A 10,713-nucleotide genomic window follows, 5' to 3' on the forward strand; every position below is an offset into this window, starting at 1 on the left:
TCGTACGTGACATCCATGCTGTCACCGCTGATGAGTCGGACACGAAGCACAATGCCTTCCATGCTTCCGCACACTAGACGCGCCCGCCCCCGCTGGGCGGAAGCGTCTAGCCGATATGGCATCCACTCATAGGCATGACCGATCAGCGGCATGGTCGGATGCTCCGACCCGACAGCGGCATGAGCGGACGGCTTCAGCGCACGCTCTTTCGGCAGCGACGGGCACGTGGTATAGCCCAGTTCTCGCGTTCTGGCGTCTCCGGTGGCAACTTATGGACAGCATCTTTTGGGCTCAACACGTAGGTGGGTGGCCGATGAGAAGAGCCCGTTTATGGGGGGCCGTTCTGCTCGGCCTGGGATGTTTGCTTCTCGCTCCCGCGTCACGCGCCGACAGCGACCACGTCTTCGTGCAGCGCATACACGTTCTCGGCGGGGCGTCTGCCGCCTGGGGTTGTCCCGACGTCCCGATCCCGCCGGCTGGGGAATGTGTCGACACCTATGTGTTCTTCGCCAACCATGCAAGCGTGATAGGCGGCGGCCCGGTGCCTCGGCATTCGTCCCCGAGGTTCGTCTACATGTCGACGACCCGAGTGACATTTGATGGGGTTCATGCAGACCCCGTGGAGGCAGTCACTCTCCGGGAGGGCCTCGTGGAGGGCTTGCCCGAGGACGCGGCTGACGTCGACATCGCTCGCCTCGGCAGCGCCTCGCTCGATGTTTCGATTCCCATGGACGACGGCACCGTCTACGACTTCCAGGGCACCTGGCTGGCCACGGGCGAGCGACAGCACTTTGGAAACGACGGACCCAACGATTCAGGTCTTCCGGTCCACTACAACGACTCGTGCTTCACCACCAACAACCACCCTCACCAGGACTTCCGCACGGCTGAGATGGTGGGGACCCTCAATGGGAATTCGGTGCACTCCTACAACTTCGCCATCGAGACGCCGGCCATCTTCGACGGCCACTACCTGTACCAGTCCGTGATGCACGGGGACTGCACCCCCTGACCACTCGGCGGCTGGCGAGGCGCGACCGCTCATCGGCATGTGCGTGCAGTTCCCATCCGAACGGCGACTCCACCCGGTAAGTGGCCTAGCTGACCGGGTACGCCGCACCGCTAGGGAGTTCGCCTGATCCGGGCGGCCGGCCTTCGGGGATGCTCGAGCTCGCCGGCCGGTTCGACTTGTGTCCAGGAAGCAGTCATGCCCACGCCGTTCCCTCCGATGAGCTCACAGACCGTCAGCTTCGCCACCGGCTACCGCCGCCGTGGTGGGGCAGGGCAGCGCCGAAGCATGGGTGCTTTCCACAGGCCGCGGTCGAACCTTCCCGCTGTCGGTGGCGCCGACTAGAATCGAACGCATGTTCGAAAGTGACGGAGTGTCAGCCGCCGGCACGGTGTCGGGGTGGCAGCGGGTGCTGGCGGGTGCCTTGGGCCCCGGCACTGAGCCCGGCGCTGACCCGGGTACGGGCGCGCTCGCGGGCTTGGACGATGCTGGGCGAATCGAGGCGATCCGGGCGTTGGAGGAGCTGGTGTGCACCGCGACCGCCGCCCAAGCCCAGCTCGCCACGGACCTCGATTCCTCCCAACGCCTCCGACAGGCAGCGAAGGGCGTCCCTGGCGCGCAGCGGGGACGCGGGGTGGCCAAGCAGATCGGGCTGGCACGACGGGAGTCCCACCACCGTGCTCGCCGCCACCTCGGCCTGGCCAAGATCGTCACCCGCGAGCTGCCACATACGTGGGCCGCGTGGCGGAGTGGGCGGATCACGGAGTGGACCGCCACCTTGATCGCCCGGGAGACCGCCTGCCTTTCGGTGGAGCATCGCGCCGCAGTCGATCAGGTAGTGGCCGGCGATCCGGGAAAGCTGGAGGCGATGGGTCTGCAGCAGGTGGTCAGCGCCTGCCAGGCCTCGGCCGCCCGGCTCGATCCGGGCGCGGTGGTCAAACGGCGTCGTCGCGCCGAGGCCGACCGGCACGTCTCGCTGCGGCCGGCACCGGAGTGCATGACCCGGCTCAGTGCGCTGCTGCCGGTCAAGGACGGCGTCGGCGTACTGGCCGCGCTCACCAAGGCCGCGGCCAGCGGCCGCGCCGCCGGCGACCCCCGCACCAAGGGCCAGCTGATGGCCGACACCCTGGTCGCCGCCGTCCTCGGCACCACGCAGGCCGACAGCAGCGGCACGACCGCTCCCGATCCCGCCGATCCCACTGGTCCCGCGGAGCCCGATGCTTCGACGGGCAGAGCGGGCGGCACCGCCGACGGTCCAGGGATCACGCTCGGCCTGGTGATGTCCGACCAGGCCCTCTTCGGTGACGGTGACGCGGCGGAGGGACCGGCCCATCTCGACGGCTACGGGCCTATCCCCGCCGAGCTGGCTCGCGAACTGATCGCGGGTGCCTGCAGCCGCGGCGAGAAGACCTGGCTACGCCGCCTCTACACCCACCCCACCACCGGTGAGTTGGTCACCATGGACACTCGCGCCCGACTGTTCCGCAACAGCCTCGCCCGGTTCATCCGGCTGCGCGACCAGACCTGCCGCACGCCTTGGTGTGACGCTCCGATCCGCCACACCGACCACGCCCAACCCGCCGACGAGCACGGGGAGACCAGCGGCGTCAACGGGCAGGGGTTGTGCGAGGCGTGCAACTACGCCAAGCAAGCACCTGACTGGCACGCCAGACCCTCTCCCGGTGACGCCGGTGAACATCAGGTCGAGACCACCACCCCCACCGGCCACCGCTACCGAACCCGACCACCCGCCATCGCCACCATCCGCGAGACCCCGATCCGGATCGACTACGTGCTCACCTGTTGATGGGTCCGGTCGCTCACCACCACGCCGTGCTCGCGAGCAACGGTGTGGGACGTGGCGTGCACCGCGCCATCCTCGAACCGGACCGTCAGGGTCGAGACCACCTCGATCTCGGTGCCGGGCCACGAGAGCTCGTAGCGCGTGGTCGCGTCGGCGCCCTGCTCGAACGTCTCGCGGTTCACCCAGACCTCGCCGCGATAGTCCTCGGTCGCGCTGCCGTCATAGGGGGTGTCGTACGTCGACTCCGACCCCGTCCGGGCACGAGTCAGCCCAGCCAGCACGTCGTCGGTCACCGTCCACGTCACGCCCTCGGACGACTCAGTGGAGTGCTCTGCGCCGGGCCCGAAAGTCGGGGTGGGGTAGGAGCCGGTGAGCACCGGGAGCTCGAGCGCCCCCGAGTGGATCGTGAGAGTGAGCGGGGCGGGTGGTGCGACCGTGTTCGGCCAATCGGCGCCCGCGATGCTCACCCGGAGCTGCTGGCCCGGAGCCCACTCATAGGCGCAGGCGTCCAGCACCACCTCGATGTCGTAGACCTCGCCCGGAGTGAGGGGCTCGGGCTCACCATGGACGCTCGAGCGGAACGCCAGGTCGAGGGTGCCACGGCTGACCAGCGCGGAGGTTCCGTCGGCGAACACGTCGCAGAGCTTCACCGACAACGACGCTGCCGGGGCCGAGACGGAGACCTGCAGCCGGGCGACCGGGTAGCCGACGATCGGGGCGGACGGCGGGGAGTGGTCCCAGGTCAACGACCGGACGTCGTCGGCCCGCTGGTCGAGGGAGAGCCCCCAGGGGAGGTGGCCGGCGCAGTCGATCCAAGCTGTGGTCCCGACCGACGGGTCGACCGCCAAGGAGCTGGGCCCGGGCAACGGCAGGGGAGTCGCGGTCGTCGGGGGCACGCTCGGCAGTGACAGCCAGTAGCCGTCGTGCAGGTCCAGGGCCGGAGCCGGGCGGGTGCTGCGTCGGACGAAGACGTCGCACCGGTCCGTGTGCACACCTCGCCCACGCAGATGGGTGTCGAACCAGCCCGCAACCTCGGCCTCGAAGTCTATCCGCGGCCCTGGCATCGCCGTGGTCGCGTCGGCGTGGGCCCACGGCCCGGCGAGCAGCCGGTGCGGCACCCCATGCTCCTTCAGCGCGGCGACCGTACGGAACGAGTTGTTGCGGTAGCCGTCGGCCCAGCCGGCGACGATCAGCGTCGGCACCGTGATCCGCGAGTAGCCCGACGCCGTCCCACCCAGCCGCACCGACCCGTGGTCCCAGTACGGCCCGTGCCGGCTCTCACGCAGCCAGGTGTGCAGCCACGGTTCATTGGTCGAGAGCCGTCGCAGCCACTCCTCGTGCCACCCCTCGCCCCAGACGGCGGGCACGGGCGGGAGCACGCACATCGGAGTCATGTAGTGGCAGTAGTCGACGAGGTCGACGAGCCGCAGCGCACCGCCGCGCCAGTGCACGTCGTCGGTCCACCGGTCGTCGGTCGCATAGATGGCGCAGATCGCGGCCAGTCCGGGAGGCCGCTCGCACGCCATCTGCAGCGAGTTGAAACCCGAGTACGACGTGCCGAACATCCCGACCTGACCGTCGCACCAGTCCTGCGCAGCCAGCCAGGCGATCACCGCGGCGAGGTCGCGCTGCTCCGCCTCCGGGTACTCGTCCGTGGCGTCCCCAGGCGACGAGCCGGTGCCCCGCAGGTCGACCCGGCACACGGCGTACCCGTGCCGGTCGCGCAGCCCGACGTAGCCGGCGGTGTACGACGAGGTGAGGTCGTCCTTCCGGTAGGGAAGCGCCTCCAGCAGGCACGGCTGCGGCCCGTCGGCAGGGTCGGGCAGGTAGAGGCTCGCAGCCAGCCACAGACCGTCCTCGACCGGGATCCGCGCCTCTACTGTCCTTCCACTCACAGTTCCTGCTGATCAGTTGGCCGACAGGGCCACGTTGTCGACGTTGACCGTGCGGAGCGTCTTGGGCGACCCGTACCCGGCGAGGTACACCCGTCCGGCGCCGGTCACGGCCGTGTTGGTGAACGAGGCGTTCCACGTCGTGGGCTCGCTCTGTCCGTCCCGCCAGAACCGCGCGCGCACCGTGGATCCGACGACCTGGAAGCGGACCCACTGCTTCACCCCGGCCGTCGTCACCTGGGCGTTGGCCGCCGAGCCGAGCGAGCCGCTGGTGCCTCCTGCCATGCGGGTGAGAGTAGCGCCTGTCGAGTTCGAGGCGAGGTTCACCGCGTACCCGTTCACCGGAGCCGAGGCTGTCTTCCATCCGCCGGAGGCACGCAGCCAGAAGCTCAGCTTCGCGACCGCCGTGCCCGGTCCCCAGCTGTAGCTCGCCAACATCGTGCCGTCGGCCTGCTTAGCCGGCTCCACGAGCTTGGCGCGCGCGAACGTGCCCGAGCCCGGTCCGACGGTGAGTCGGCCCTGTCCTCCGAACACGTCGACCTTCGAGGGCGCGAGGTCCTCGCTCGCCCACGCGTTCGACCACGCCGCCCCGTCGGGGAGGCTGAAGTCGTCGAACGACGCCAGGACCGGGTTCCCGGCGACAGCAGCCGCCGACGGACCCGGGTCGCTCTGGTTGCCTGCGCCGTCGACCGACCGCACGGTGTAGACGTGCGGAGTGCCGGCCGGCACCGTGGCGTCGACGTAGCGCAACAGCTCGGCGTCGACCGTGGCGACCACCGCACCGTCGCGCAGCACCCGGTAGCGCTGCACGGCCCGGTCGTCGCTCGCCGCCGTCCACTCGACCGCGACACCGTTGCGGACCTGTGCCGCTGTGGTCGTGGTCGGAGCGGTGGGGGCGGTGCCGTCGAGCGGCGCGACCCGGGTGTTCGCCAGTCCGGGCGTACCAGATCCGGTCGAGGCGGCCCACGACGACGACTGGGCGTTGTCGAAGCCGGCGTCGAGCAGCTCCAGGCTGGAGCCGCCGCCCGCGGCCGCTGCCGGCCACGGGGAGGTCGGAGAGTAGGTCACCGAGTCGACCACGCGGGCACCTTGCGCGAGTGTGAGCGTCTCTCCCTCGTCGGCCAGTCGGTCGGGGTACTCACCTCCCACGAGCACCGTGCTGGGAGCGTACGCCGCGCGGAAGGCCACGTCGTTCGCCACGAACACCAGGCGATCACCTGGCAGCACGACCGTGCCGGCCTGGATGGTCAGTCCGATGCCGTCGATCGTCCAGCCCGAGAGGTCCACCGCCTGGTCGGTCGGGTTGAAGAGCTCGACGTACTCGGCGTCGGGGTTGCTCGGCTGGTAGTTGATCTCCGAGATCACGATCCGCGGCGCGGCCGTCTGTGACGTCGGGATCAGCTGGCCCGGTCCCGTGTTGTCGGCGAAGACCTCACGCCGGTCGCCGGTGGCCCGGTGGAAGTTGCGGCGCAACGTCTGCCACGACCCCAGGCTCCACTTCGCGTTCTCGAGGTCCCAGTCCGGAGTCCGGTAGGGCGTCGTGATCTCGTCGTACCTGCGTTCGAGATCCCCGTTGCGGTAATAGGTGTCAATCAGCGTCTTGAGCCGCCGGTAGTACATCTGTCGCCACGCGGGGTAGGCCATGATCGCCCGGTTGAGCCGGTTCACCCCGGACGGGTCCAGGAACGCGCCGAACTTGTCGGACGAGACGTTGAAGAACGACACGTCCAGATCCCAGTGCCACATCTCCCAGCGGCCGGTGCCTTCGGTGTCGCGGCTGATGAACCAGTTGTGGTGGCCCGAGTCGGTGTGACGGATCAGTGAGTTGATCGCCATGTAGTTGATGAGCTCGGGGACGTTGACGTTGTTGGCGATCCATCGCTGCTGGTTCGCGGAGGCGGCGGCGTCGACGACCTGGCTGAGCTGCCACACGTCCGTGTAGTCCTCGTCCTCTCGCTCCTTCTTGTCGAGCCAGAGCTTCGCCTCGAGCGCGGCCGGAGACGCAGTCCTGGCAAGCGCACCCTGGTCGCCCTTGTAGATGGCCCAGTCGTCGACGCCCCAATGGTTGCGCCAGAAGCTGTCGTCGTCCTGCAGGAAGCCACCCACGCTGTGGAACTGGCCGTTTCGCTGGGTGCGGATCCGGTCGACGCTGAACCACTTGGCGCCGGCGTCCTCGATGATCTCCCACGACAGCTGGGCGTTCGGCTCGGGGTCGCGCTGCAGGTCGAACGACTTGACCGGGTACGGGATGCTCGGCCAGTCCAGGGTGTGCCCCGCGGGCAGCTCGACCGCCCAGCTGACCTTGGCGGCGGACCGGGTCGACTGGCCCTTGATCCGGAACATGGCGTTGTCGAAGACCTGGCCGTTGTAGGCGATCGGCACCGACGTCAGGAAGTCGTCGAAGCGGTGGTTGGCGAGCATGTCGGCGTAGACCGCGTCACTCATGAACCACTCGATGACGGGCAGGTTCGTCACGACGGCAGGGTTGCGCACCACGTAGCCCTCGTAGTCGATCGTGTCGCCCGCCGCGGGCGCGGTGAAGTCGACGCCGTCGGAGCGGGCACTGATGCGGTAGCGCACCAGCTGACCCGCAGCCTGGCCTGGCAAGGACGCGGAGTAGACACCGTCACCGGCACCGCCCGGGCTGGAAGCCCCGTCGAGGAACGGAACGGTCTGCTCGGCGCCGTACATGACCTTGTACGTCAACGTCGCCGTCGACCCGACCGGCATCTGGCCGGAGATGGTGACCGCCTGCCCGGGGTCGGGTCGCAACGGGGAGACGAGCAGGTCCCTCACGCGCGGCGGGGGTGCGGTGCCGTCCAAGGTGTTCACGGCTCGTGGCGTGCCGCCGGTGGTCGTGGAGGCGCCCCAGTTGGCCGGATCGGTGTTGTCCGACAGCAGCCCACGCAGCTCCAGGCTGGGACCCGTGCCGTCGGGCGCGGCCGGCCACTCTCCGGTGTCGGCGTAGGTCACCGTGTCGACCGTCGCGAGCGCCGGGTCGGCCAGGGTGACCTGCTCCCCGCTGTTGCTCAGGTTGCCGGTGTAGACGAAGTCCGGCGCGAAGCCGTACACGGCCTCGAAGCGCACGGGATCGGGCGAGCCGACGGCGCGACCGCCCGCGGGAATCACCGAACCCGTAGGCAGGATCCCGCCCACGCCTGCAGTGAAGGAGTAGCCCGAGATGTCGACCGGCTGATCGCCGACGTTGGTCAGCTCCAGGAAGTCGTCGGTGGCGAGATCGGTGTAGGCGTGGTAGTTGAGCTCGGAGATGACGACCGGCCCTGCGGCCGCCTGAGCCGGGACCACCACGATCACGGAGCCCGCCACGGCCAAGGCCGCGCAGGCGAGTACATCACGACGCAACATCATCAATGCCCCCCCGGCGTTCGATGTGCAGCGAATGTACGCCCGACCCTGACCGCTTCACAGCCGTTTCGGACGATTCAGCCGATTGGACTAGACCCGTCGCTCCAGCATCGCCAGGACCCGGGGGTCGTGGATCGACTCGCTGGTGTTGCCGGCGCGGCCGACCGTGGTGGGGGAGCCGAACATCGAGTTGAGAACGGCCTCCTCCGCCGCCTCGACCACCGCGCCGAACAGCGGGTCCAGTGCGCGGCCCGTGCACAGGTCGGTCCGGTCGTGGCGCCCGTCGCGGTCGAGCCGCATCCCGGTGCCGAACCCGAGGAAGATCTCACCGCTGCCGTGGTGCGCCACTGACCCGGCGCGTGCCAGGCCCAGCCCGATCCGGCGCGCCAGCCGTGCGCATCCGGCACCGTCGACCGGGGCGTCGGTGACGACGACACCGATGCAGGACCCCGCCGGCGCACTCGGTCCGGAGGGGGTGGGACCGAGCAGCCGCCCGACCGGCACGCCGCCCACGATGCACTCCTCGCGGGCACCGAAGTTCGTCAGCAGCAGCACCGCCACGGTGTGCCCGGCGACGACCCGCGACGAGGTGCCGATCCCACCCTTGAAGTCGAAGCACGACATCCCGGTGCCGGCGCCGACCGCGCCCTCGGGCGGCGGGGACGTCGAGCCCCTGGAGTCGAGGGCCGCGCGCCAAGCGGCGCGCACGTCGTCTCCGGTGACCTGCATCCGGCGACAGTCGTTGAGGAAGGAGTCGTCGCACTCGCCCACGACCGGGATCACCACGTCGTCCGCCACCGTCGGGTGCTGCTCCAGGGCGATCTCGCACGCCGCGTCGTACACGCGCCCGAGCTGCATGGTGGACGTCAGGTAGACCGGCGTCTCCGCCGCGCCCCACTCGGAGGCGGTGATGAACCCGGTGCACTCGCCGGCGCCGTTGAGCACCGCTCCGCCCGCCGGCACCGGCCGCTCGTACGCGTCCTCGGCGAGCAGCAGCGTGGTGACGCCGGTCCTCGCGGTCCCGCGCCCCGCAGGCGGCGCCGGCTCGTCGCGGTGGACGGTGGCATGCCCGAGCCCGACCCCCTGCAGGTCCAGCACCGAGTTGGTCGGTCCAGGAGGCAGGGCGCCGATGACCACCCCCAGGTCGCGCGCACGTGGCATGCCTCGCATCCTGCCGGACCCGGGCCCTCCTCGGTGGGATGCTGTCACGGTGAGCACCGGTCCCGTCAGCAGCATCCCCGTCGTCTGGTCGCCCGATACCCGCCGTCACGATCCCAAGCACGAGGTCTGGGTCGGCGTCCCGACGCCCGGCACCGAGGTGTCCGCCCGGGTCGATGCGATCCTCGAGGCGGTCGACGCGCACCCGCTGGTCGAGGCGACACCGCACGACCGGGAGGTCCTGCACCGCGTCCACGAACCGGACCTGGTGGAGTTCCTCGCCGGGGTTCACGATCGCTGGCTGGCGGGGGGGTACGTCGAGCTGGTCGGCCAGGACCGGGTGGTGCCGTACTTCTTCCCGACGCCCGCCATGACGGCCGGTCTGCCGGTCCGCGACGCCCCGGCGGTGCATGCGCTGGCGGGTCGGTTCGCCTACGACACCATGACCACGGTTGGACCCGGCACCTGGTCGGCGGTCGCCGCCGCGGCCGACTGCGCCCTCACGGCCGCAGAGCTGGTGGCGGGAGGGACCCCCGCGGCGTACGCGTTGTCACGGCCGCCGGGGCACCACGCGACGCCGGCGGGGTACGGCGGCTCCTGCTACCTCAACAACGCCGCGCTCGCCGCGCAGGCGCTGCGCGACGCCGGTCGGGATCGGCTCGCCGTCGTCGACCTCGACGCGCACCACGGCAACGGCACCCAGGCCGTCTTCTGGGACCGCGGTGACGTGCTCTACGGTTCGCTCCACGTCGATCCCGGCGCTGGCTGGTTCCCGCACGTGGTGGGGTACGCCGACGAGACCGGCTCGGGCGCCGGTCGCGGCGCGACCCGCAACCTGCCGCTCCCACCGGGCACCGGCGACGAGCCGTGGCTCGAGGCGGTGTCAGCGCTTCGCGACTGGGTGGCCGACGCCGGGTGCGACGCCCTGGTGGTCTCGCTGGGCGTCGATGCTGCTGCGGCCGACCCCGAGAGCCCCCTGGAGGTCACCGAGGCCGGCTACCGCGGCGCGGGAGTTGCTCTCGGCGCGCTCGACCTGCCGACGGTGCTCGTGCAGGAAGGCGGCTACCACCTGCCGAGCCTCGGTGGCCTCGTGGCCGCCCACCTGGACGGCCACGAGCAGGGTCGGATCAGCTGCACCAGCGGCGCACGGTCCGCCGGGAGCGGTCGGTCTGCACCAGCCTGATGCCGACCCTGTTGGCGGCGCGCACGGCACGCTTGCTGTTGAGCTGAGTCGTGGTCACCCGGATCCCGTTCGCCTGAAGCTTCCTGACCAGCCTGCGGCTGAACCGCTTGGGCGGGATCCCGGCCAGGTCGACGCCGTTCGCGACGGCTTCCTTCAGGATCGCGTCCTTCGGCTTGTAGCGGTGGAAGGTAGCCGCCTGGGGGAACAGGTCGTGCATCGCCTTCTCGCCGCCCGCGCCACCGAAGTAGACCTGGGACGTTTTCGGGTGTCTCTTCGCGGTGGCCCAGAGGGCGGCGAGCCC

General features: G+C 70.3%; 7 protein-coding genes. 3 read left to right on the plus strand and 4 right to left on the minus strand.

Annotation, left to right across the window (positions count from 1 at the left end; all coding sequences use genetic code 11):
- Positions 1 to 619 precede the first annotated feature (619 nt).
- Positions 620 to 1,012, plus strand: coding sequence for a hypothetical protein (locus tag VFZ39_RS01555; protein WP_330863961.1), 393 nt, complete (start codon positions 620 to 622; stop codon positions 1,010 to 1,012).
- A 352-nt stretch (positions 1,013 to 1,364) separates the two neighbouring features.
- A complete protein-coding gene (locus VFZ39_RS01560; protein ID WP_330863962.1) occupies positions 1,365 to 2,816 on the plus strand; it encodes a DUF222 domain-containing protein in 1,452 nt (483 codons plus the stop codon).
- Here the strand turns inward: VFZ39_RS01560 and VFZ39_RS01565 are convergent.
- The 3 genes from VFZ39_RS01565 to VFZ39_RS01575 all read right to left on the minus strand — a co-directional run bounded on the left by VFZ39_RS01565 (position 2,798) and on the right by VFZ39_RS01575 (position 9,232).
- Entirely contained in the window at positions 2,798 to 4,708 is a 1,911-nt protein-coding gene (locus tag VFZ39_RS01565; RefSeq protein ID WP_330863963.1) for a CocE/NonD family hydrolase, read from the minus strand. The genes VFZ39_RS01560 and VFZ39_RS01565 overlap by 19 nt on opposite strands.
- Before the next feature lie 12 nt (positions 4,709 to 4,720).
- Positions 4,721 to 8,020 (minus strand): lamin tail domain-containing protein, encoded by a 3,300-nt coding sequence (locus tag VFZ39_RS01570; RefSeq protein WP_330863964.1) that lies wholly within the window; start codon positions 8,018 to 8,020, stop codon positions 4,721 to 4,723.
- A 141-nt stretch (positions 8,021 to 8,161) separates the two neighbouring features.
- Positions 8,162 to 9,232, minus strand: coding sequence for a P1 family peptidase (locus VFZ39_RS01575; RefSeq protein ID WP_330863965.1), 1,071 nt, complete (start codon positions 9,230 to 9,232; stop codon positions 8,162 to 8,164).
- A gap of 49 nt (positions 9,233 to 9,281) precedes the next feature.
- Between VFZ39_RS01575 and VFZ39_RS01580 the strand changes: the two genes are divergently transcribed.
- Positions 9,282 to 10,412, plus strand: a complete 1,131-nt coding sequence (locus VFZ39_RS01580; RefSeq protein WP_330863966.1) for a hypothetical protein — start codon at positions 9,282 to 9,284, stop codon at positions 10,410 to 10,412.
- Here VFZ39_RS01580 and VFZ39_RS01585 read toward each other — a convergent pair.
- Positions 10,357 to 10,713, minus strand: a 357-nt coding sequence (locus VFZ39_RS01585; protein ID WP_330863967.1) for a hypothetical protein, incomplete at its 5' end; no start/stop codon positions are given. The two genes, VFZ39_RS01580 and VFZ39_RS01585, sit on opposite strands and share 56 nt — an antisense overlap.

Source organism: Nocardioides sp., from assembly GCF_036374615.1.
In the GTDB taxonomy this organism is placed as follows: domain Bacteria; phylum Actinomycetota; class Actinomycetes; order Propionibacteriales; family Nocardioidaceae; genus Nocardioides.